At 70.6% G+C, this 20,909-nt stretch carries 19 protein-coding genes; 11 read left to right on the top strand and 8 right to left on the bottom strand.

Features of this window, described 5'->3' with window-relative positions:
• Positions 1–180 precede the first annotated feature (180 nt).
• On the bottom strand, positions 181–699 hold the full coding sequence (locus tag FFS10_RS16780; protein WP_249931329.1) for a hypothetical protein: 519 nt from the start codon (positions 697–699) through the stop codon (positions 181–183).
• 131 nt (positions 700–830) lie between these two features.
• Between FFS10_RS16780 and FFS10_RS16775 the strand changes: the two genes are divergently transcribed.
• Genes FFS10_RS16775 through FFS10_RS16765 form a run of 3 tightly spaced genes read left to right on the top strand, consistent with a single transcriptional unit; the run spans position 831 to position 3,152 of the window.
• Positions 831–1,826: a LysR family transcriptional regulator gene (locus tag FFS10_RS16775; protein ID WP_137895619.1), complete on the top strand. Its 996-nt coding sequence runs from the start codon at positions 831–833 to the stop codon at positions 1,824–1,826.
• Complete coding sequence (locus tag FFS10_RS16770; RefSeq protein ID WP_137895618.1) at positions 1,823–2,698, top strand: metallophosphoesterase; 876 nt, start codon at positions 1,823–1,825, stop codon at positions 2,696–2,698. The genes FFS10_RS16775 and FFS10_RS16770 overlap by 4 nt, the downstream gene beginning before the upstream one ends.
• Before the next feature lie 31 nt (positions 2,699–2,729).
• Positions 2,730–3,152 (top strand): universal stress protein, encoded by a 423-nt coding sequence (locus FFS10_RS16765; RefSeq protein WP_137895617.1) that lies wholly within the window; start codon positions 2,730–2,732, stop codon positions 3,150–3,152.
• A 97-nt stretch (positions 3,153–3,249) separates the two neighbouring features.
• On the opposite strand, the gene FFS10_RS16760 is transcribed toward FFS10_RS16765, so the two are convergent.
• Genes FFS10_RS16760 through FFS10_RS16750 form a run of 3 tightly spaced genes read right to left on the bottom strand, consistent with a single transcriptional unit; the run spans position 3,250 to position 7,039 of the window.
• Positions 3,250–3,867 (bottom strand): TetR/AcrR family transcriptional regulator, encoded by a 618-nt coding sequence (locus tag FFS10_RS16760; protein ID WP_137895616.1) that lies wholly within the window; start codon positions 3,865–3,867, stop codon positions 3,250–3,252.
• Between the two features lie 11 nt (positions 3,868–3,878).
• Positions 3,879–6,101, bottom strand: coding sequence for an ATP-binding protein (locus FFS10_RS16755; RefSeq protein ID WP_137895615.1), 2,223 nt, complete (start codon positions 6,099–6,101; stop codon positions 3,879–3,881).
• Complete coding sequence (locus FFS10_RS16750) at positions 6,098–7,039, bottom strand: LysR family transcriptional regulator ArgP (protein ID WP_137895614.1); 942 nt, start codon at positions 7,037–7,039, stop codon at positions 6,098–6,100. The genes FFS10_RS16755 and FFS10_RS16750 overlap by 4 nt, the downstream gene beginning before the upstream one ends.
• Before the next feature lie 180 nt (positions 7,040–7,219).
• Between FFS10_RS16750 and FFS10_RS16745 the strand changes: the two genes are divergently transcribed.
• Both FFS10_RS16745 and FFS10_RS16740 read left to right on the top strand, forming a co-directional pair.
• A complete protein-coding gene (locus tag FFS10_RS16745) occupies positions 7,220–8,233 on the top strand; it encodes a hypothetical protein (RefSeq protein WP_137895613.1) in 1,014 nt (337 codons plus the stop codon).
• 495 nt (positions 8,234–8,728) lie between these two features.
• Positions 8,729–8,926 (top strand): hypothetical protein, encoded by a 198-nt coding sequence (locus FFS10_RS16740; protein WP_137895612.1) that lies wholly within the window; start codon positions 8,729–8,731, stop codon positions 8,924–8,926.
• Between the two features lie 2 nt (positions 8,927–8,928).
• Here FFS10_RS16740 and FFS10_RS16735 read toward each other — a convergent pair whose 3' ends face one another.
• On the bottom strand, positions 8,929–9,705 hold the full coding sequence (locus FFS10_RS16735; protein WP_137895611.1) for an alpha/beta fold hydrolase: 777 nt from the start codon (positions 9,703–9,705) through the stop codon (positions 8,929–8,931).
• A gap of 84 nt (positions 9,706–9,789) precedes the next feature.
• Between FFS10_RS16735 and FFS10_RS16730 the strand changes: the two genes are divergently transcribed.
• Positions 9,790–10,302, top strand: coding sequence for a flavin reductase family protein (locus tag FFS10_RS16730; RefSeq protein ID WP_137895610.1), 513 nt, complete (start codon positions 9,790–9,792; stop codon positions 10,300–10,302).
• A gap of 19 nt (positions 10,303–10,321) precedes the next feature.
• Here FFS10_RS16730 and glpK read toward each other — a convergent pair whose 3' ends face one another.
• Together glpK and FFS10_RS16720 are read right to left on the bottom strand one after the other, a co-directional pair.
• Positions 10,322–11,815, bottom strand: a complete 1,494-nt coding sequence (gene glpK, locus FFS10_RS16725) for a glycerol kinase GlpK (protein ID WP_137895609.1) — start codon at positions 11,813–11,815, stop codon at positions 10,322–10,324.
• A 122-nt stretch (positions 11,816–11,937) separates the two neighbouring features.
• Positions 11,938–12,705: a DeoR/GlpR family DNA-binding transcription regulator gene (locus FFS10_RS16720; protein ID WP_137895622.1), complete on the bottom strand. Its 768-nt coding sequence runs from the start codon at positions 12,703–12,705 to the stop codon at positions 11,938–11,940.
• A 145-nt stretch (positions 12,706–12,850) separates the two neighbouring features.
• On the opposite strand from FFS10_RS16720, the gene glpD reads away from it, so the two are divergent.
• The 5 genes from glpD (at position 12,851) to FFS10_RS16695 (ending at position 19,781) form a co-directional block, all read left to right on the top strand.
• Positions 12,851–14,440, top strand: coding sequence for a glycerol-3-phosphate dehydrogenase (gene glpD / locus FFS10_RS16715; protein ID WP_137895608.1), 1,590 nt, complete (start codon positions 12,851–12,853; stop codon positions 14,438–14,440).
• A gap of 94 nt (positions 14,441–14,534) precedes the next feature.
• On the top strand, positions 14,535–15,503 hold the full coding sequence (locus FFS10_RS16710) for a TRAP transporter substrate-binding protein (protein WP_137895607.1): 969 nt from the start codon (positions 14,535–14,537) through the stop codon (positions 15,501–15,503).
• 20 nt (positions 15,504–15,523) lie between these two features.
• Entirely contained in the window at positions 15,524–16,054 is a 531-nt protein-coding gene (locus tag FFS10_RS16705; RefSeq protein WP_137895606.1) for a TRAP transporter small permease, read from the top strand.
• A complete protein-coding gene (locus FFS10_RS16700; protein ID WP_137895605.1) occupies positions 16,051–17,355 on the top strand; it encodes a TRAP transporter large permease in 1,305 nt (434 codons plus the stop codon). The genes FFS10_RS16705 and FFS10_RS16700 overlap by 4 nt, the downstream gene beginning before the upstream one ends.
• A 17-nt stretch (positions 17,356–17,372) precedes the next feature.
• Positions 17,373–19,781, top strand: a complete 2,409-nt coding sequence (locus tag FFS10_RS16695) for a glycoside hydrolase family 31 protein (protein WP_137895604.1) — start codon at positions 17,373–17,375, stop codon at positions 19,779–19,781.
• 293 nt (positions 19,782–20,074) lie between these two features.
• On the opposite strand, the gene FFS10_RS16685 is transcribed toward FFS10_RS16695, so the two are convergent.
• Entirely contained in the window at positions 20,075–20,896 is an 822-nt protein-coding gene (locus FFS10_RS16685; RefSeq protein ID WP_137895603.1) for an amidohydrolase family protein, read from the bottom strand.
• Positions 20,897–20,909 lie beyond the last annotated feature (13 nt).

Below are 20,909 nucleotides of genomic sequence, written 5' to 3'. Positions count from 1 at the left end.
CGCTTCCTCCCCACACTCGGTCACCCTCATGCAGTTGCGCTTCGCTTCGTTCGCTGTGATCAACTCACGGGAGGACTTGCACCTCCAAGAGTGCGCCCGTGCCGGGCGCACAGAAAAAAGGCCTCCACCGAAGTGGAGGCCAGATCTGCCTGGGGTACCGCCCCGTCGCCGGGGCTGGACTCAGATGTAGAACAGGCGGCTGCGCAGGATCTTGTCGGCGCGGCGCGCGGCGGCGCTCATCTCGGGCTGGGCCTTGCTGGCCACGGCCGGCGCTTCCTGGTCGCTGCGCGTCATCGCGGCATGCAGGTCGGCCATGACGCGGGCGTCGGTCTGGGCGATGGCCCACAGGCGCTCGTCGGCACGGGCCTGGGCCACGCGGGCCGACCAGGCGTTGAGCGCCTGCACCAGGCGCGCAGCCAGGCGGCGGGCCGGACCGGCCAGCAGGCCCAGCGCGGCGAAGCCCACGGCCCACAGCGCCACCCAGGCGGCCAGCAGGTGGCCCTCGGCCCAGGTCTCGATCATCTGGTCGGCGACGACCACCAGCGCGGCCACGACTGCGGCCAGCAGCATGGCGGCCAGGCCGCGCGTGCTGTCGAAGCGCTGGCGCAGGGCGCGCGCCGATTCGACGGCCTGCTCGGCGCGGGCCACGCCGGGGTGGCTCAGCGGGTATTCGGTGTGGACAAAGTTGGCAGTGCTCATGATGTTTCCCTTCTCTCTCAAACTGGGGGCGGACCCTTTTGCCGCCTCATGGGGTAGATACTAGGGGTTACCCTAGTACGATTCAACTTTATCTTCATGATAGTTACCATTCACCATGTGAATTAATACCGATGCCACCGATCGCCGCCCCCAATTTCCGCACGCTGGACCTGAACCTGTTGCGCGTGTTCGACGAGGTCATGGCCGAGCGCAGCCTGACGCGCGCGGCGCGCAACCTGGCCCTGACCCAGCCGGCGGTCAGCAATGCGCTGCGCCGCCTGCGCGAGACCCTGGGCGACGAGTTGGTGCGCCGCAGCGGCCACGGCATCGAGCCCACGCCGCGCGCCCTGGCCCTGTGGCCCAGCGTGCGCCAGGCGCTGCGCCAGCTGCAAGCCTCGATCTCGCCCACGGCTTTCGAGCCCGCCGAGGCCAGCACCACCTTCGTGCTGGCCATGGCCGACGCCACCGCGGCCGAGCTGATTCCCGGCATGGTCCACACGCTGGAGTCCGAGGCGCCCGGCGTGTCCATGCGCGTGGTGCCGCTGACCACGCGCGACCCGCGCCGCCTGCTGGACGAGGAGACCGTGGACCTGGCCGTGGGTTATTTCCCGGCCGTGCTGGCCGACCTCACGGCGCGCGAGCAGGCCGGCGAGGCCATCGCGCACTCGCACCAGCGCCTGTACGCCGGCGAATATGTCTGCGTGATGCGGCGCGACCACCCACTGGCCGACAGCGCCCTGACGCTGGACCGCTACTGCCAGGCGCGCCACCTGCTGGTCAGCTTCTCCGGCCGGCCCTACGGCTTCATCGACGAGGCCCTGGCCTCGCTCGGCCGGCAGCGCCGCGTGGTGCTCACGGTGAACCAGTTCTTCACGGCCGGGCGCGTGGTGGCCAACTCCAACCTGCTCACCGTGCTGCCGCGCCACTTCGTCAACACCACCGGCATCGCCGACCAGCTGGTGCTGCGCGAGCTGCCGCTGGACGTGCCGCCGGTGCACGTGGAAGCGGTCTGGCACCGCCGCCTGCAGCACAGCAGCGGCCATGAATGGCTGCGCGAGACCCTGCACCGCGTGGCCGCGCAGGTGTTCGGCGCGCCCGAGGGCGCGGCTGGCGGGGCGGCGTCATGAAGATCCAGCTGATGTCGGACCTGCACCTCGAGACCGACCCCGGCTTCCAGCCGCGGCCCGCGCCCGATGCCGACCTGCTGGTGCTGGCCGGCGACATAGGCTCCTACCAGGCGGGCTCTCGCCTGGCCGCCCTGGGCGACCGCGATTTCGGCCTGGCGCGCTTCTCGCCGCGCGCGGGCTGGCCCGTGCCGGTGCTGTTCGTGCCCGGCAACCACGAGTACGACGGGCTGGATTTCGACCAGGCCCACGCGCGGCTGCGCGAGAGCTGCGAGCGGCTGGGCATCGCCTGGCTGGAGCGCGAGACCCTGGAGCTGGACGGCGTGCGCTTCGTCGGCACCACGCTGTGGAGCGACTTCGACGCCCTGGGCCCGGCCCGTCACGACAGCGAGGCCACGCTGACCCAGCAGCTGCGCCAGCGCGAGAAGGCCTTCCGCGCGGCCGACTTCTACCTGCGCAAGACCGGCGGCACGCGCGCCGGCCAGCCCTTCCTGGCCGCGGCCTGGCGCGAGCAGGCGCTGGCCTGCCAGCAGTGGCTGCGCGCAGCCCTGGCCCAGCCCTTCGACGGCCCCACGGTGGTCGTGACCCATTTCGCGCCCAGCCTGCGCAGCGCCGACCCGCGCTACGGCCTGAGTCCCGGCACGGCAGGCTTTTGCAACGCGCTGGACGAATTGCTGCCCCGGGCCAGGCTGTGGCTGCACGGCCACCTGCACTGCCCGGCCGACTACCTGCACCAGGGCTGCCGCGTGGTCGCCAACCCGCTGGGCTATGCGCGCAAGGGCGAGCAGGCCGCCTTCCGCCCGACCCTGACCCTGGAGCTCGGCCCCCGCCCTGCGCTTGACCGGCATCAAGCCCGCCCTTCGGCCAGCCCTTAGACTCGGGGCTCCAATTGAAGAGGAGCCCTCCATGAAAATCCTTCTGGCCGTCGATGGCAGCCCCTACACCAAGAAGATGCTGGCCTACCTGACCACGCACGGCGAGCTGTTTGCCATCGGCAACGAGTACACGGTGTTCACGGTCCAGCCGGCCCTGCCCCCCCGCGCGCGCGCCGCCGTGGGCAAGGAAGTGGCCGACGGCTACCACGCCGAGGAAGCCGAGAAGGTGCTGTCCCCGGTGTCCAAGTTCCTGGCACGCCACGGCATCGACGCCAAGAGCAGCTGGAAGGTCGGCCACGCGGGCGAAGCCATCGCCAAGTTCGCGCACAGCGGCAAGTTCGACCTGGTGGTCATGGGTTCGCACGGCCACAGCGCCCTGGGCAACCTGGTCATGGGCTCGGTGACCACCCAGGTGCTCGCGCACTGCGACGTGCCCGTGCTGCTGGTGCGCTGAACCGGGCCCCCACGCTCGGCACTGACGTGTCCTCGCTGCCCCCCGAGGGGGCCCAGACCGGCTTGGGGCGGCCCGGCGCCGGTCTGCACCTGCCCGTTCAGCGGGCGCGCAACCCCTCGAAGCAGGCGCTGAGCGCCAGCGCCACGACCTGCTCGTCGCTGTGCCGGCCGCCGTCGCGCAGCCAGGCCAGGGCCGGGTCGCAGGCGCGCGCGGCCAGCGTGTAGAGCACGGCCGGCGCCGGCAGCGCCGGATTCAGCACAGCCTGCGCCTGCGCGCCGAGAATCCAGTCCTCGAGCAGACCGCGCAGCGCCGACAGGCCCGCGCTGCACTCAGGGCTGGCCCTGAGCGCCGCGCCCAGGCTGGAATGCGGGCCGGGCAGGGCCGGTAGCTCGCCGGCCAGCTGGCGGCCCATGGCCCAGCGCGCCGCGGCCTGCAGCTTGGCCAGCGGCGCCTCGTCGGCCGGCAGGCCGGCGAGCACCGCCTGGGCCTGGTTCAAGAGGCGCACCACGGCCGCGCAGGCCAGCGCCTCCTTGCTCGGGAAATGCTTGTACAGGCTGGCCTTGGCGATGCCGGCCTCGGCCGCCACCTGGTCCACGGTCATGGCCTCGAAGCCCTTGCCGGCCAGCAGGCGGCAGACGCTGCCCAGGATGGCCTCCTCACGGGCCTGCAGCATCTGGGCGCGGAACGACTGCTTGGCGGCGGGCGGTGGGTTCATGGCCGCGATTGTCAGCGATGCTGCACCAGGCCCGGCAGCACCACGTGGAAGCTGGCGCCCTGGCCCACGGCCGCATGGGCCCAGACCCTGCCGCCATGGCGCGCGACGATGCGCTGCACGGTGGCCAGGCCCACGCCCGAGCCCGGGAACTCGCTTTCGGTGTGCAGGCGCTGGAAGGGCTCGAACAGCTTGTTCGACAGCTTCATGTCGAAGCCCGCGCCGTTGTCGGCGATGAAAAAGCTGGTCGGCTCGCCGGGCCGGTTCGTGAAGCCCAGCTCGATGCGCGCGTCCTCGGCGTGTGCCGTGAACTTCCAGGCATTGCCCAGCAGGTTGACCAGCAGTTGGCGCAGCAGGCGCGGGTCGCCCACGCAGTACAGGCCGGGCTCGATGCGCAGCGTCACCGCCCGCCCGGGCTGCTGGGCGAGCAATTCCTGCGCCACCTCCAGCGCCAGCGCGCTGAGGTCCAGCGGCGTCATGGCCAGCTCCGCCCGCGCCACGCGCGCGAGCTCCAGCAGGTCGTCGATCAGGCGCTGCATGCGCCGCGTGCCGTCCTGGATGCGGTCCAGGTACAGGCGGCCCTGTTCGTCGAGCACCGCCCCCTCGTGCTCGGCCAGGAACTCGGCGAACATGGCGACCGCGTGCAGCGGATTGCGCAGGTCGTGCGAGACCGAGTAGGAAAAGGCCTCCAGCTCGCGGTTGGACAGCGCCACCTCGCGCGTGCGCTCGGCCACCAGCTGCTCCAGGCGATCGTTGACCTCGTGCACCCTGGCCTGGTCGGCCAGGCTCTGCGTCACGTCGATCGCCATGCACAGGCGCGCCTCGCGCCCCTGGAAGCTGGTCGGCGAGCCGACCAGCTGCACCCGGCACAGCTCGCCGCTGTGCTTGCGGTGGGTGCGCACCGCGGGCCCCTCGCCGGCCTCGGCCTGCAGCGCCGGCGGCTGCAGCTCCTCGGGCCGCAGCGCCAGGAAGGCCTGCGCCTCGTAGCCATAGTGCTGGGCCGCCGCCGCGTTGACGGCGAGAAAGCGCTGCTGCGCCTCGTCCAGCACCCACATCGGCAGCGGCGAGCTGTCGAACAGCGCGTGGTAGCCGGCCTCGCTCTCGCGCAGCGCCTGCTGCGTCTTCTGGTGCGCCTGGCGCTGCTCTTCCACGCGCTGCGCCACCTGGGCCATGGCCTGCTTGAGCAGCACCAGCTCGCGCAGCGGCGTGCGCGAAGGCGCCAGGGCCTGGGCCGGGTCGCCCTGGGCGACGCGCTGCACGCCGCGCACCAGGCGCCGCAGCGGACGCACCAGCCAGCGCTCGCCGATCAGCCAGGCCAGCGCCGCGGCGGCCAGGGTCACCAATAGCGTGGCCGCAAGGCGCAGGCGCGAATCGCGCAGGGCCGGCTCGATGGCCGCGTCGGCCGGCGCGGACACGGTCACGTACAGGCCGACGCGGCCCGACACGCGTATAGGACGGATCACGCGCAGCCGGGACAGGTCTCGCGCCGCGGCCTCGCCCAGGAAGCCGCTGCGCCGCTCGCGCATCGCCGCGCGCAGCACCAGATCGGGCAGCGGCAGGCCCAGCAGCCCATGGCCGGCCACGCTGCCGGCCAGCACCCGGCCCTGCAGGTCGGTCAGGAACACCTCGGCCCCTTCCGGCAGCGGCATGTTGCGCAGGCGCTCGTCCAGCCAGGCCAGGTCGAGGCTGGCGAACACCACGCCCTGGAACCGGCCCTCGTCGCTGCGCACCGGCCAGCCGAAGTTGAGGATCTGCTTGCCCGAAACCGGACCGACCATGTACTCGCCCACGCTCAGCAGGTTCTCGTCGCGCGCCTGCTGGTAGAACGGCAGGTGGCCGAAATAGGCGTTCTCGCCGCCGGTGGTGGCGCGGCAGCTCAGTCGCCCGCCCGCGTCCAGCAGGCCGAGGTTGGCCAGCCAGGTCTGGCGCTGCTGCACCTCCTGCACATAGTGCTGGCAGGCCGGCAGGTCGACGCCGGAGAGCACCGGCGAGGCCGCCGCCGCGACCAGCAGCTGGGCGATGCCCAGCACGAACTGCTCCTGGCCGGTCGCCACGGTCTCGGCCAGCAGCTGCGTGTCCTGTTGCGCGCGCAGCTGCCACTGCGCCTGCTCGCGGCGCGCGGACGCCCACTCGATCAGCAGCATGGGCAGCATGATCAGGGCCGCCAGCAGGGCCAGCATCAGGCGCGCGGACAGCTGGCGCCCCCCGGGCGCGTTGGGGTCGGTCGGCGGGCTCACGGCGCAGCACCGGGCCCGGCCGGACCCGCCCCGCTCAGGGCCAGGCTGGCGGCATGCGTGAGCGCGCTGCTGAGCGTGTCCAGCACCTCCGACGCCAGGTTCCAGCAATGCCAGTAGAGCTGGATAGGCAGCACCCGGCCGGGCGCCAGGTCGACCAGCCGGCCCTGCTCGATCAGGCCGCGCACCAGCAGGGCCGGCAGCACGCTCGCGCCCCAGCCCGCCAGCACCGCGCGAACCTGCCCCTCGGTGCTGGGCACGAACAGCTGGCTCAGAGCGACGCGCTTCAAGCCAAAGGCCTTGGCGACGAACTCGGCCTGCATGTCGTCCTTGCGGTTGAAGGCGATGAAGGGCATGCGGCTGAAGTTGTGCGGCGTCAGGCCCTGGGGGGCATGCTCGCGCGCGTACTCGGCCGAGGCCACGGCGATGTAGTCCATCGCGCCCAGCGGCACCACCTTGCAGCCGCGCAGCGCCTGCCGCAGCGTGGTCACGCAGCCCAGCACCTGGCCCGAGCGCAGCCATTCGTGGGTGAAGTCCTGGTCGTCGGTGATGATTTCCAGCGGCAGGCCCTGGCGCACCAGCTCGCCCAGCGCGCCCAGCGCCCAGGTGGCGATGCTGTCGGCGTTGATGGCGATCGAGATGCGCTCCTCCTCGCGCCCGCCACCGGTCGAGCTCGGCGCGAGCTCGCGCAGGTCGCGCTCCAGGTCGGCGCGCAGCAGGCGCAGCTGCTTGGTGTGCTTGAGCAGCAGCTGGCCGGCCGCCGTGGGCTTGAGCGGCCGGCTGCGCACGATCAGCACCGTGCCGACCTGGGCCTCCAGCGCGCGCAGGCGCTGCGACACGGCCGACTGCGTGATGTTCAGGCGCTGCGCCGCGCGCTCGAAACCCGCCTCCTCCACGATGGCGGCCAGGCATTCGAGGGCGTCGGGGTCGAAGGTGCTCATCCTATAAGGGGGACTGATGTTCCGTTCGATAGTTTAGTTTTTCTTTCGGACCGGCCCAGAGGCCGTGCGACGCTGCATCGATAAGCCATCTGTCAGCCAGCCGTCATCGCTCTCTCAGTCCCCCAGTCCAAAGATGCGACGCAGGCAATCCCGCCTGCGTCGATCCGATTGGAGGACCTCATGAGCGCTCGGAAAATCCTGAAATCCCTGGCGGGCGGCGCCTGCGCCGCCCTGGTCGCCTGCGGGGGCGGCGGTGGCGGCAGCGCCGAAAGCCCGGCGCCTCCCAGCACCGGAGGACCGCTGGCGGTCACCGGAGCCAACTACGTGGTCGTGGCCCAGGAATCCCTCGCGTCCTCGGCCCTGCTCAGCGACGCCGCGTCGCTGGCGACCGGCGCGCAAGCCGCCCATCCCCAGGCCCTGATTGGATTCGCACAGTCCCAGTCAATCCATATCAAGGGCTGGTTCGGCCAGACCACGCCACAGGCCACGGGCGCCGTCTACGAAGAGACCGGGGAATGTTCCAGCGGCAGCTACAGCATCGCCATCAACGACGCGAACGGCAACGGCCTGCCGGAAGCGGGCGACTCGGTCTCGCTTTCCTACTCCAACTGCAGCCTCGGCGGCAGCGTCTACAACGGCAGCCTGTCGTTCTCGATCGACAGCCTGTCGGGCAGCCTGGACGGCTTTCCGCACGAGGCGCGGATGACGGTCGGCTTCAACCATCTGACGGTCCAGAACTCGCTGCTGACCAGCACCGCCAACGGCGCCGTCGCGATGCACGTCATGGCCGCTGCCGAGAACGATCTGTCCATCCGCCTGACGACGGCCCCCAGCTTCACCGAGAGCAGCACCACGGGCGGCGCCACCTACAGCCGCCAGCTGAGCGGCTACACCGTCGCTGAGACGCTCACCCCCGCGGGCGCAACCGCCTATTCCAGCAGCGTCACCCTCGACGGCAGCCTCAGCTCGTCGGCGCTGGAGGGCCGCTCGGTCAGCATCGCGACGCAGCAGGCCTTCGTGCGCAACAGCTCGGACCTCTATCCGTCCAGCGGCCAGGCCACGGCCACCGGCGCCAGCGGCGGCCAGGTCCGCATCACGGTGCTCGACCACAGTGCCGTGTGGATCGAGATGGACGCCAACGGCGACGGCAGCTACGAGGCGTCGACGACCCGGCTGTGGAGCGAGCTGGTCTGATCGCCATGAAGCCTCCTGCCTTCCATGGCCCGGCCGGCCTCGGCCTGGCGGCGCTGCTGGCTGGCGCCGCCGCCGGTGCGCAGGCCACGGGCTGCCAGGCCCCTGTGCCGGGCGTCGAGGTCGGCGTGCTGCGCAGCCACTGGGAGGAGTTCGGCGCGCAAGGCCAGTCGCTGGTCCGCGAGCAAGGGACATTGGGCCGCACCGCGCTGACGCTGGACCTTGCCTGCGGGCCCCTGACCTGGTCCGCCCGGTGGGACTACAGCCAGGGCACGCGCGCCTACGATGGCGTCAGCAACACCGGCGCGCCTGTCGCGACCACCAGCGCGATCGCGGGCACCGAGCTCGCGCTGCAGGGGCTGCACGCGCTGGACCAACACTGGTCCTGGGGCCTCAGGCTGAACCGCAGGCAACTGCGGCGCGACATCGCGGGCACAGGCGCCGTGCTCGGCTATCCGGAACGGCTCTCCTACTGGCAGGCGGCCCTGGGGATTCGGTATGAGCGGCCGAGCGGCGCCTGCCGAGCCCCGGCCCGGCTGGTCCTGGCAGGTCGGCTGGTACTACCAGAAGGAGCGCATGGGTGCGGGCGCGGCACGAACCCTCACGCGCAGCGGCATCCCGGTCGGCGCGGCGCTGCAACCCAGGACCGAGCAGACCGCCAGAGGGATCGACTTCCGCCTGCAGTACCGCTTCTGAGCTCAGTGCAGCGTGGCCTCGGCCGACCCGGCCGTGCGGCCCAGGAAGTCGAGCACCGCGCCGTCGAAGGCCTCGGGCGCTTCCAGGTTCTGGAAATGGCCGATGCCGCGCAGCGTCATGCAACGGCCACCGGGGATGGCGGCCGCCATCTCGCGCATCGCCGGCGCCGGGGTCTGGCGGTCGTACTCGCCGGCCACCAGCAGCGTGGGCACGTGGATCAGCGGCAGGTTGGCGCGGCGGTCGAAGCCCGCCATGGCCTCGAGCGCCTTGCGGTAGGTCGCGGCATGCACGCCGGCCATGCAGTAGCTCGCGAGCTGCACGCCCTCGGGCAGGGCGCCGGGGCCGATGCGCTGGGGCATCAGGGTCTGGGCCAGCTGCGCCATGTCCTGGCTGGCCTCGGGCGCGGCCTCGCCGGCCGGCGCGGCCGCCAGGGTGCCGCAGAGGATCAGCCGGTTGACGAGCTCGGGCCGGCGCGCCACCACCTCCTGCGCCACCATGCCGCCGATGTCGTGGCCCAGCAGGATCAGGCTGGGATCGCCCCGGGACTGCAGCAGGCTCTCGGCCAGGGCGATGCAGCTCTGGGCCAGGCCCTTGAAGCTGTAGGGCTCGATCGGCACGCTGTGGCCGTAGCCCGGCATGTCCCAGGCCACGGCGCGGTAGCCCAGCGAAGCGTAGCTCTCGACCTGCGGCGCGAAGGCGCGGCTGCCGCCGAGCGCGCCGTGCAGCATGAGGATGATGGGGCCCGCGCCCAGCATGGTGAAATTCGGTAGCGGCGTCATGAACCCTCCTCGGCCGGCAACCGCACCCCGGGCGCGGCGGGCAGCCACGCTATCATTATTCATGAAGTTTGCTCAGCCGCGCCCATGACGTCCCCGCCCAGACAGGCGACGCCGCCGGCGTTCTCCAACCGTGAATTCCGCAGCGCCCTGGCCATGTTCGCCACCGGCGTGACCATCGTGACCGCGCGCACCCCGGAAGGCGAGCTGGTGGGGCTGACCGCCAATTCCTTCAACTCGGTCTCGCTCGACCCGCCTCTGGTGCTGTGGAGCCTGGCGCGTGCGGCGGGCTCGCTGCCGGCCTTCAGCGCCGGCTCGCACTACGCGATCAACATCCTTGCGGCCGACCAGAAGGCGCTGGCCGAGCGCTTCGCCGCGCGCGGCGCCGACCGCTGGGCCGGCGTGGGCTTTCGCGATGGCGCCAGCGGCTCGCCGCTGCTGGACGGCGCGGCGGCCACCTTCGAATGCTTCAACCGCAGCCGCTACGAGGAAGGCGACCACGTGATCTTCGTCGGCGAGGTCGAGCGCTGCGGCCACCGCGCCGGCGCCTCGCCCCTGCTGTTCCACGGCGGGCGCTTCTACACCGAGCACCCGCTCTGAGCGCTGCCGCCGCGGCGCGTTATTCCAGCGCAGCCTGGCGCACCGCATGCTCCCATTGCAGCATCAGAGCGGCGGCGCGCTCGCGATCGAGTGTGGGCAGGAAGCGGCGCTCGGCCTGCCACAGCTCGGCCAGCACATCGGTGTCCTGCCAGACGCCGCAGGACAGGCCCGCCAGGAAGGCGGCGCCCAGCGCCGTCGTCTCGGTCACGGCAGGCCGCACCACCGGGATGCCCAGCAGGTCGGCCTGGAACTGCATCAGCAGGTCGTTGACGCAGGCGCCACCGTCCACGCGCAGCTCGCTGACCGGCGCGCCGCCCGCGGCCACCGCGTCGCGGCTCATGGCCTGCAGCAGCGCAGCGCTCTGGTAGGCGATGCTCTCTAGGGCGGCACGCGCGATGTGGGCCACCGTGGTGCCGCGCGTCAGGCCCGTGATCGTGCCGCGCGCGTTCGGTTTCCAGTAGGGCGCCCCCAGGCCGGTGAAGGCCGGCACCATCAGCACGCCACCGGCATCGGGCACGCTCTCGGCCAGCGGCTGCACCTCGGCACTGCTGCGGATCGCGCGCAAGCCGTCGCGCAACCATTGCACGACCGCACCGCCGACGAAAACGCTGCCCTCCATGGCGAACTCGGGCTGGCCCGTGGCCTGGGCCGCGCTGGTGGTCAGCAGGCCATTGGTCGAGGCCTGGAAGCGCGCGCCCGTGTGCATCAGCATGAAGCAGCCGGTGCCATAGGTGTTCTTGGCCATGCCGGCGCGAAAGCAACCCTGGCCGAACAGGGCGCTCTGCTGGTCGCCCGCCACGCCGCCGATGGTGACGGGCGCGCCCAGCAGCGCGGCACTGGTCTGGCCATAGACCGCGCTGGAAGGCAGCACCCTGGGCAGGAGCTGGGGCGGAATGCGCAGCAGCTCCAGCAGTTCCTCGTCCCACTGATTGGTATGGACGTTGAACAGCATGGTGCGCGCGGCGTTGCTGACGTCGGTGGCATGCACCTCGCCGTCGGTGAGCTGCCACAGCAGCCAGCTGTCCACCGTGCCGAAGGCCAGCTCGCCGCGCTCGGCCTGCGCACGCGCGCCCGGCACCTGATCGAGCAGCCAGCGCAGCTTGGTGGCCGAGAAATAGGCATCGACCAGCAGGCCGGTGCGCGAGCGGATCAGCTCGGCATGGCCCTGCGCGCGCAGCTGCGCGCACAGCGGCTCGGCCCGGCGGTCCTGCCAGACGATGGCGTGGTGCACGGGCTGTCCGGTTCGACGGTTCCACAGCACCGTGGTCTCGCGCTGGTTGGTGATCCCCAGGGCGCGGATGTCCGAGGCCTGCAGCCCGGCCTGCGCCAGCGCCTGCCGCGCCGTGGCGAGCTGGCTGCGCCAGATCTCCAGCGGATCGTGCTCCACCCAGCCGGGCTGCGGGTAGATCTGCGGCAGCTCCTGCTGGGCGAGGGACACGATGCTGCCCTGCGCGTCGAACACGATGCTGCGCGAGCTGGAAGTGCCTTGGTCGAGTGCGAGAAGGTAGGTCATGGTGGTACGGGCGATGGCATGGGGCGGCCTGGCGCCCGCCCCATTGTGTTGGCGAAATTGTTCGTTTTGAATCGTTTCTCTTCGCGAACCCGGGCGGCCGCCGCGTCGATCCGCGCGTCCGGTCAGCCGCCCGCGACGATGCACTGCACATCGGCATCGGCCAGCAAGGCGGGGAAAGGGTCCGGCGGCGGCTGGTCGGTGAACAGCCGGTCGATCTGCGACAGCGTGGCCAGCTGCACCATGGCCGGGCGGTGGAACTTGCTGTGGTCGGCGGCCAGCCAGACCTCTCGCGCATGGTCGATGATGGTTTGCGCCACCCTGACCTCGCGCAGGTCGAAGTCGCGCAGCGACCCGTCGGACTCTATGCCCGAGATGCCGATCAGCGCGATGTCGACCTTGAACTGGGCGATGAAATCCACGGTCGCCTCGCCGATGATGCCGCCGTCGCGCGCACGCACCACGCCTCCGGCCACGATGACCTCGGCGCCGGGGTTCGTGCCGAGGATGGCCGCCACGTTGAGGTTGTTGGTGATCACGCGCAATCCCTGGTGGCCCAGCAGTTCGCGCGCGATGGCCTCGGTCGTCGTGCCGATGTTGATCAGCAGCGAGCAGTCGTTGGGCACCTGGCGTGCCACGGCGCGCGCGATGGCCGCCTTGCCCGCGGCATTCAGGCTCTCGCGCTGCTGATGCGCGATGTTCTCGGTGGTGGAACTGGGCACGCGCACGCCGCCGTGAAAGCGCGCGAGCAGGCCCTCCTCGGCCAGCCGCTGCACATCGCGCCGCACCGTCTGCAGCGTCACGCCGAGCTGCTCGGCCAGCGCCTCCACCGTCACCGAGCCGCTTGCCCGGACGACATCAAGCAGCTTCAGTTGCCGCGGGTTGGACTTCATCATTGCGGGAAACCATGGTTCGTCTGGCGCAAGCTTAACGCCCAATTCGATCAAACACGCACAGAATCAGGGAAAACACTTAGCAAAAACGAATCAAAACGAATAACAATAGAAAACAACCGAAAACACACGTCCTGACATCAGCATGTCTGCAGCCCCCACCTCCGTTTCAAACGCAAGCACCGAAACCTCGGCCAGCGATGTCGAATGCGACGTGCTGGTGGTCGGCGGCGGCATCAACGGCACCGGGATCGCGCGGGATCTGGCGGGCCGCGGCTGGCGCGTGCTGCTGTGCGAACAGGACGACCTGGCCCAGCACACGTCGTCGGCGTCCACCAAGCTGATCCACGGCGGGCTGCGCTACCTCGAATACCACGAGTTCTCGCTGGTGCGCAAAGCGCTGCAGGAGCGCGAAGTGCTGCTGCGCAGCGCGCCTCACATCATCCGGCCGCTGCGCTTCGTGATGCCGCACGATCCGGCCATGCGACCGGCCTGGATGATACGCATCGGCCTGTTCCTCTACGACCACCTCGCCCGGCGCGAGCTGCTGCCCGGCAGCACCGCCATCGACCTGCGGCGCGATCCCCGGGGCGCATGCCTGCAGCCGCGCCTGGGCCGGGCCTTCGTCTACTCCGATGGCTGGGTCGACGATGCGCGCCTGGTGGCGCTGACCGCCGTCGACGCCCGGGCGCGCGGCGCACGCATCCTCACGCGCACCCGCTGCACCGGAGCACAGCGCAGCGCCGACGGCTGGACCGCGACGCTGCAGCCGGAGAACGGCGCGCCGCGCCGGGTGAAGGCGCGCGCGCTGGTCAACGCGGCAGGCCCGTGGACCGAAAGCTTTCTGCGCCATCAGGCCCGCCCGGCCCGCGGCGAAGTGCTGGCCACGCGCAGCCTGCGCCTGATCAAGGGCAGCCACATCGTGGTGCCGCGCCGCTTCGAGCACGAGGACGCCTACCTGTTCCAGAACCCGGACAAGCGCATCATCTTCGCCATCCCCTACGAGGGCCGCTTCACCCTGATCGGCACCACCGACGTGGAGCAGCAGGGCGAGCCCGGCAGCGCCCGCATCGACGCCGAGGAGACGCGCTACCTGTGCGAGCAGGCCAGCCGCTATTTCAAGCAGCCGGTCGCGCCTTCGGAGGTGGTCTGGAGCTATTCGGGCGTGCGACCGCTGCTGGACGACGCCTCGGGCGACCCGTCCTCCGTCACGCGCGACTACCTGCTGGAGTCCAACACCGAGGCGGCGCCGCTGCTGTCGATCTGGGGCGGCAAGATCACCACCTTCCGCAAGCTTTCCGAAGAGGCCGCCAGCCAGCTCGGCCGCATGCTGGGCGATGCGCGCCGGCCCTGGACCAAGGGCGCGAGCCTGCCGGGCGGCGACCTGGCGGAATGGATAGGCGCCAGCCAGCGACCCGACACCGACTTCGAGCGCTTCGTGGCCGAAGTGGCGCGGCGCTATCCCTGGCTGGACGAGCCCGGCCTGCGCCGCATGGCGCGGGCCTATGGCACGCGGATCGCCGGCGTGCTCGCGCCCTCGGCCCAGGCGATGGGCGAGGAAGTCGCGCCGGGCCTCTACGAGGCCGAACTCGACTACCTGCGCCGCGAGGAATGGGCGAGCCGCAGCGACGACGTGCTGTGGCGCCGCAGCAAGCTGGGACTGCATTACAGCGCCGCCCAGCGCGAGCGCGTCGCCCGGTGGATGGGCGAAAGCACGCTCATGAAGGCGGCATGATGCACGCGATGCCCCGATCGCCCGCCCCGCGCATGCGCACCGCCTGCTCTATGCACCCCGAATCACCACAGCTCACCCAACCAAAGGAGACCTCATGAAACTGAAGAAAATCGCAGCCGCCGCGCTGATTGCAGGCCTGGGCACGGCCAGCGCCTGGGCCCAGCAGTCCATGCGCCTGGCCCACGGCCTGGCCGAAAACCACCCCGTGCACCTCGCCATGGTGCGCTTCGCCGAACTGGCGAAGCAAAAGAGCAATGGCGAGATCGACATCAAGATCTTCGCCAACGGCACGCTCGGCGGCGAAAGAGAGACGCTCGAGCAGGTGCAGAACGGCGTGCTCGAGATGACCAAGGCCAGCGCCTCCCCGCTGGAGACCTTCGCGCCCGAGTACAAGGTGTTCAACCTGCCCTTCGTGTTCCGCAACAAGGACCATTTCTTCAAGGTGCTGGACGGCCAGGTCGGCGACACGATCCTGAACGCCTCCAAGAACCGCGGCTTCATCGGGCTGACCTTCTACGACTCGGGCGCGCGCAGCTTCTACGCCAAGAAGCCGATCAACACGCCCGACGACCTCAAGGGTCTCAAGATCCGGGTCCAGCAGAGCCCGACCACCATCAAGATGATCCAGGCGCTGGGCGCCGCCCCCACGCCGATGGCCTGGGGCGAGGTGTATTCGGCCCTGCAGTCGGGCGTGGTCGACGGCGCGGAAAACAACATCACCGCGCTCACCACCGGCCGCCACGGCGAAGTCAGCAAGTTCTACTCGGTTACCGAGCACCAGATGGTGCCCGACGTGCTGGTGATTTCCTCGGCCAAGTGGGACTCGCTGAAGAAGCCGCTGCAGGACGCGCTGCGCCAGGCGGCGCGTGAATCCGCCACCTACCAGCGCAAGCTGTGGGCCGATGCCGAGAAGACCGAGGCCGCTGCCGCCGAGAAGCTGGGCGTGAAGATCAGCACGCCCAACAAGCAGGCCTTCGTCGACAAGGTCAAGCCCATGCTCGACGAGGAGCGCAAGAACGCCCGCGTGGCCGGGCTGCTCGACCAGATCACCGCGGTTCGCTGACGCGGCAAAGGGGAGCGGCCATGCTGCGAATTTTGAGAAGCGTGATCGACCGGCTGCTGCAGGCCGGCCTGATCGCTTGTTTCACGGTGCTGTGGATGTGCGTGGTCTGGCAGGTGGTCAGCCGATACGTGCTGGGCAACCCGTCCACCTTCACCGAGGAAACCTCGCGCTTCGCGGTGATCTGGCTCAGCCTGCTGGGCACGGCCTACGCCTGCGGGCGGCTGGAACACATGGCCTACGACATGCTCGCCGAGAAGCTCCAGGGCCAGGCGCTGCTGCGCCACATGCGCGCCATCGCCGCCCTGGTGCTGGCGTTCGCGGCCGCGGTGTTCGTCTACGGCGGGATGCGCCTGGTGCTGCGCGCCTTCGAGGTCGAGCAGCTCTCGGCGACGCTGGAGCTGCCCATGGGCTGGGTGTACAGCTGCATCCCGATCGCGGGCGTGTGCATCGTGTTCTACGAGCTGGCCATCCTGCTGCAGCCTGAAGCTTTCAGGCCGGTCAGCGAGGTGGAGGAGGCGCTCGAGCACGTCAAACAGGAGTTGCCCGCATGACCGCCATGCTCATCCTCGGCGTGGTGTTCACGCTGCTGCTGTTCTTCGGCGTTCCGGTCAGCTTCGGCATCGGCATCGCCACGGTGCTGGCGCTGTTCACCGTCACGCCCACCATCGACACCGCGCTCATCGTCTCGGCCCAGCGGGTGGCGTCCAGCCTGGACAGCTTCACGCTGGTGGCCATTCCGCTGTTCATCCTGGCCGGCAACCTGATGAACACCGGCGGCATCGCGCTGCGGCTGATCGACTTGGCCCGGGTGCTGGTGGGCTGGCTGCCAGGCTCGCTGGCGCAGATCTCGGTGGTGGCCAACGCGCTGTTCGGCGCCATCTCCGGCTCGGCCGTGGCCAGCGCCGCCAGCGTCGGCGCGACGCTGTCCCCGCTGCAGCGCAAGGCCGGCTACAACATGCCCCTGTGCGCCGCCGCCAACGTCGCCGCCTCGCCCTGCGGGCTGCTGATCCCGCCCTCGGGGGCGCTGATCGTCTATTCGCTGATCTCGGGCGGCACGCCCGTCGACGTGCTGTTCGTCGCCGGCTACATCCCCGGCATCCTGATGGCCCTGTCGGTCATGCTGTGGCTGCACATCTTGGCCAAGCGCGGCGATCTGCCGCAGGACATACAGCGCTACACCGTGCGCGAGGCGCTGGCAGTGTTCTGGCGCGCCCTGCCGGCGCTCACCATGGTGCTGATCATCATGGGCGGCATCGTCGGCGGGGTGTTCACCGCCACCGAGGCCGCCGGCGCGGCCGCGCTCTACACCCTGGTGCTGAGCCTGCTCTACCGCAGCCTCAGCTGGCGCAAGCTCGGCGAGGCCATGCTCAGCGCGGGGGTGGGCACGGCAGTGGTGATGCTGATGGTGGGCGTGTCCATGACCATGTCCTGGCTCATGGCCAGCACCGGCTCGGTCATGTTGATCGCCAACGCCATCACCGAGTTCTCGAGCAACCCCATCGTGCTGCTGCTGCTGTTCAACGTGCTGCTGCTGCTGCTGGGCACCTTCCTCGACATCACGCCCGGGCTGCTGATCTTCACGCCCATCTTCCTGCCGGTGGCCATGAAGCTGGGCATCTCGCCGGTGCATTTCGGGATCATCATCACCTTCAACCTGTGCATCGGCATCGCCACCCCGCCGGTCGGCAGCACCTTGTTCGTGGCCGCGCGCGTGGCCGGCGTGCCGCTGGGCCAGCTCACGCGGCCGCTGCTGCCGATGTTCGCGTTCATGATCGCGGCGCTGCTGCTCGTCACCTACGTCCCGGCGCTGTCGCTGTGGCTGCCCCAGGTGCTGCTGGGCAAGACCGCCTGATGCCTGCCGACTCAACCATGCGACTCGATCAAACTCCCCTCTTCACGCTCGCCGAAGCCGACGGCAACCACCTCGTGCTGCGCGCGGCCTCGGGCGCCACGGCCCACGTGTTCGTCCTGGAGCAGGACGTGGTTCGCCTGCTCGTGCTCCCCGACGGGGCCTTGCGCTTACCGCGCACCTGGGCGATCGCCCCGGGGCTCGACGACCTCGCGCCCGAGGGCCGGGACCGCTTCGACCTCTCGGGCTTCTCGCTGCCGGCTTTCGAGCTGCAGCAGGACGGGCAAGCGCTGCGCATCACGACCCGCGACGTGCGCCTGAGCATCGCGCTCGATGGCCTGCGCTGCCGCTGGGAGACGCGTTGCCGCGGCGAATGGCAGGTGGCCGCGGCGGACCGGCCGACCCAGGCCTACAACTTCGGCTGGTGGGATCAGCGCGTCTACCACTACCTGGAGCGCGAGCGCGGCGAGCAGTACTTCGGCCTGGGCGAGCGCGCCGGCAACGCCAACCGGGCCGGCCAGCACTACCGCATGTGCAACCTCGACCCCATGGGCTACGACGCGCGCAGCACCGACCCGCTGTACAAGCACATCCCGTTCTACCTGACGCGCAAGCCCGCCAGCGGCGTGGTGTTCGGCCTGTTCTACGACACCTTGTCGGAGTGCAGCTTCGACATGGGTCGCGAGATGGACAACTACCACGGCCCCTACCGCTACTTCATGGCCGAGCATGGGGATCTCGACCTGTACTTCATCGCCGGCGACGGCCCTGCCGCCGTGACCCAGCGCTACACCTGGCTCACCGGCCGGCCCGTGTTCTCGCCCAAGTACGCGATCGGCTACTCGGGCTCGACCATGAGCTACACCGACGCGCCCGACGCCCAGCAGCGCATGGGCGAGTTCCTGGCGCGCTGCCGCGAGCACGACATCGCCTGCGAGTCGTTCCACCTCTCGTCGGGCTACACCTCCATCGGCAACAAGCGCTACGTCTTCAACTGGAACCGCGACAAGTTCCCCGACCCCGCCGCGTTCGCCGCCAGCTACCTGGCCCAGGGCGTGCGCCTGTGCGCCAACATCAAGCCGGCCCTGCTGCGCGACCACCCGCGCTTCAACGAGGCGGCCGAAGCCGGCCTGCTGGTGCAGGACGCCGATGGCCGGCCCACGGCCGTGCAGTTCTGGGACGACACCGGCGCCTATCTCGACTTCACCAACCCGCAAACCATCGAATGGTGGAAGCAGCGCGTCACCGACAGCCTGCTCGAGCAGGGCATCGCCGCGACCTGGAACGACAACAACGAGTACGAGATCTGGAGCACCGAGGCGCGCATCCACGGCTTCGGCGAACCGCGTGCCGCCGTCGAGGCGCGGCCGCTGCAGACGCTGCTGATGATGCAGGCCTCGCATACCGCGCAGCGCGACTTCGCACCGCAGGAGCGACCCTGGCTGGTGTCGCGCTCGGGCGCACCGGGCATGCAGCGCCACGTGCAGACCTGGTCGGGCGACAACTACACCTCGTGGGACACCTTGCGCTTCAACATCAAGATGGGCCTGGGCCTGGCGCTGTCCGGGGTGTCGAACACCGGCCACGACATCGGCGGCTTCTCGGGTCCCGCGCCCGAGCCCGAGCTGCTGCTGCGCTGGGTGCAGCATGGCGTGTTCCTGCCGCGCTTTTCCATCCACTCGTGGAACGACGACAAGACGGTCAACGAGCCCTGGATGTACCCCGAGATCACGCCGCTCGTGCGCGCTCTGATCGCGCTGCGCGTGCGCCTCACGCCCTACCTCTACCACCTGCTGTGGCGCTCGCACAGCGCCTACGAGCCCATGATCCGGCCCACGTTCCACGACTTCCCCGAAGACCCCCGCGGCTGGGAAGAGAACGACGATATGCTGCTCGGCCCCAACCTGCTGGTGGCTTCCGTGGTCGAACCCGGCGCCAGCGAACGGCGCGTCTGGCTGCCCGCGGGCTGCGACTGGCTGGAGTTCTGGAGCGGCCGCCGCCACGCAGGCGGCCAGTGGATCACCCTGGCCGCGCCGCTGCACAGCAGCGAGCCGCCGCTGCTGGCACGTGCGGGCTGCGCGATCCCGCTCAACCTGGCGCCGGCGCACTTCGCGAGCCAGGCCGACACGCGGGGCTTCCAGGTCTTTCCGCTGACCGAAGGCAGCTTCGAGGCCGAGTGCTTCGAAGACGACGGCCACAGCCAGGCCTGGCAACGCGGCGAGCACGGCTTCTGGTGGCTGGCCATGCAATGCACGGCCCAGGGTCTGCACCTTGAGGTGCAGCGCCGCGGCCCGCGCCCGCCCTCGGCCACGCAGCTCCAGCTGCTGCTGCCGGCCAACGACAAGCGGCCGCTCACGGTGCAAGGCGCCACCGCGGGCGCCGAGTCGCAAGAGGGCGCCTGGCGCCGCGTCGCGCTCGAGGTGCTCTGACAGGACGGCCGAGCTGGCGCCCGGGCAGGCCAGCGCAGCGTGGTGCATGCCACCCGCGCGGGCCTTCGGTGCCTTGTTGAAGCAGCAGCGCCACCTTGGCGCCCGATCATGCGCCGCACGGAGCACCTCGACATCCCCGCCGCTCCCTGCTGCTCGCCTGTTGCCTCTTCCGGGGCTTTCAGCGGGTGCTGGTCAAGGCCACGCTGGCCGAGCTGCCGCGCTGAGAACTTCCGGGTGGCGCCGGCGCATTGGCGCGTCCGAAGCTTGCCCGGTTAAGTCTCGAACCTGCGCCGTCAGGGCCACCCGGCTGGCACGGCCTCGGCGCCCCAGTACAGCCGCGCCGGGTTGGCGACCCGGGCGGCCTGCACCGCGGCGTCGTCGCGCAGCCAGTCGGCCAGGCTGGCGAACAGCGCCGGGTAGTCGGCCTGCGCCTCGTGGTTGGTGCACGGCCAGTCGCTGCCCCAGAGCAGGCGGTCCGGCCCCAGTTCGCCCAGCCACAGGCGCGCCAGCGCGCCGGGATCGCGCCCCTGCAGCCGATAGGCTCCACTGAGCTTGACATGCACCGGGGCACCGCGCGCGCGCACGGCCCGCACGGTGGCATCCTGCGCCGACACCCGCTCGGGCTTGCCCATGTGGTCGATCACCAGCGGCACCTGCGGCGGCAGCTGCGCCAGCACCGGCGGCAGACGACCCAGGTCGGTGTGCAGCTCCAGGTGCCAGCCGAGCAGCCGCAGCGCATCCCAGAACGAGGTGCCCGGCGCCGGCCAGTCCGACAGGTCGTGCGCCGTGCCTACCAGGTTCAGGCGCAGGCCGCGCACGCCAGCCTCGTTCAGCTCGCACAGCCGGCTCGGACCCACCGTGGGCGGCAGCACCGCCACCCCGCGCAGCGCCTGCGGCTGCGCCGCCAAGTGCGCCAGCAGCCCGCGGTTGTCGATGCCCATGAAGCTGGTCTGCACCAGCACGCCGCGCCGTACGCCCAGCGGCCCGGCGATCGTCTGCCAGGCCGCCATGGGTGCGGCATAGGGGGGGGCGTAGCGTGCCCCCGGCCGGGCCTGGTGCGCCTCAAACACGTGGAAGTGGCAGTCGACCGCGGTTTTTGACAGATCGTGTGACATGCCCTACATTCTA

This window comes from Ramlibacter sp. 2FC (assembly GCF_005503345.1).
Lineage (GTDB): Bacteria > Pseudomonadota > Gammaproteobacteria > Burkholderiales > Burkholderiaceae_C > SCMQ01.
The sequence above is the reverse complement of the archived record's forward strand: the minus strand, read 5'-3'. Positions and strand labels throughout refer to the sequence as shown.